Source organism: Mucilaginibacter rubeus (genome assembly GCF_014643835.1).
GTDB classification, from domain to species: domain Bacteria; phylum Bacteroidota; class Bacteroidia; order Sphingobacteriales; family Sphingobacteriaceae; genus Mucilaginibacter; species Mucilaginibacter rubeus.
This window is the reverse complement of sequence record NZ_BMKD01000021.1, coordinates 1-1,526: the sequence shown is the minus strand read 5'-3', so window position 1 is coordinate 1,526 and position 1,526 is coordinate 1. Positions and strand designations below refer to the sequence as shown.

Annotated in this window: 1 rRNA gene; it reads left to right on the top strand. The window is 50.3% G+C overall.

What is annotated here, in order from left to right:
• Positions 1 to 1,526, top strand: a 23S ribosomal RNA gene (locus IEX80_RS27715); the annotation flags it as partial.

Here is a 1,526-nt window from a genome sequence, read left to right as displayed (position 1 = left end):
ATCAGGGTTAGTCGGGGCCTAAGGTGAAGCCGACAGGCGTAGCCGATGGACAACTGGTTAATATTCCAGTACTTTTTATTACTGCGATGCGGTGACGGAGTAGTGACACTGACGCGAACTGACGGAATAGTTCGTTAAAGGCTGTAGGTATAGAGTTTGTAGTTAAGTACGCAGACTTTGCTGAAAGCTGATAGTACACCGAATCTTCGGACAAGGTGATAGTTCAGGTAATCAGACTTCCAAGAAAACCCGCTAAGCTTCAGGTAATAAAAACCCGTACCGTAAACCGACACAGGTAGTCGAGGAGAGAATCCTAAGGTGCTCGAGTGAATCATGGCTAAGGAACTCGGCAAAATGGCCCTGTAACTTCGGGAGAAGGGGCGCTGGCAGCAATGTCAGCCGCAGTGAAAAGGCCCAGGCGACTGTTTAACAAAAACACATGGCTATGCAAAATCGCAAGATGACGTATATGGCCTGACACCTGCCCGGTGCTGGAAGGTTAAGAGGGGATGTTAGTCGCAAGGCGAAGCATTGAATCGAAGCCCCAGTAAACGGCGGCCGTAACTATAACGGTCCTAAGGTAGCGAAATTCCTTGTCGGGTAAGTTCCGACCTGCACGAATGGTGTAACGATCTGGGCGCTGTCTCAGCCATGAGCTCGGTGAAATTGTGGTATCGGTGAAGACGCCGGTTACCCGCAACGGGACGGAAAGACCCCATGCACCTTCACTATAGCTTAACATTGATATCGGATACAGGATGTGTAGGATAGGTGGGAGACTGTGATCCAGCTTCGCTAGGAGTTGGTTAGTCAACGTTGAAATACCACCCTTTCTGTATTTGGTGTCTAACTCTGCAATGTGGAGAACATTGTTTGGCGGGTAGTTTGACTGGGGTGGTCGCCTCCAAAAAGGTAACGGAGGCTTTCAAAGGTAAGCTCAGTACGCTTGGTAACCGTACGCGGAGTGCAATAGCAAAAGCTTGCTTGACAGTGAGACAGACAAGTCGAGCTGGGTCGAAAGACGGATATAGTGATCCGGTGGTTCTGCATGGAAGGGCCATCGCTCAAAGGATAAAAGGTACGCTGGGGATAACAGGCTGATCTCCCCCAAGAGCTCATATCGACGGGGAGGTTTGGCACCTCGATGTCGGCTCGTCACATCCTGGGGCTGGAGAAGGTCCCAAGGGTTGAGCTGTTCGCTCATTAAAGTGGCACGCGAGCTGGGTTCAGAACGTCGCGAGACAGTTCGGTCCCTATCTGTTGTGGGCGTAGGAAGTTTGAGTGGGGCTGACCTTAGTACGAGAGGACCGGGTTGGACTAACCTCTGGTGAATCTGTTATGCCGCCAGGTGTACTGCAGAGTAGCTACGTTGGGAATAGATAAGCGCTGAAAGCATCTAAGTGCGAAACTAGCCACAAGATGAGACTTCCATTGAGGGTCGTAGGAGACTACTACGTTGATAGGTTACAGGTATAAAGGTGGTGACATCATAGCCGAGTAATACTAATTGCCCGAAGCTTTCTTCA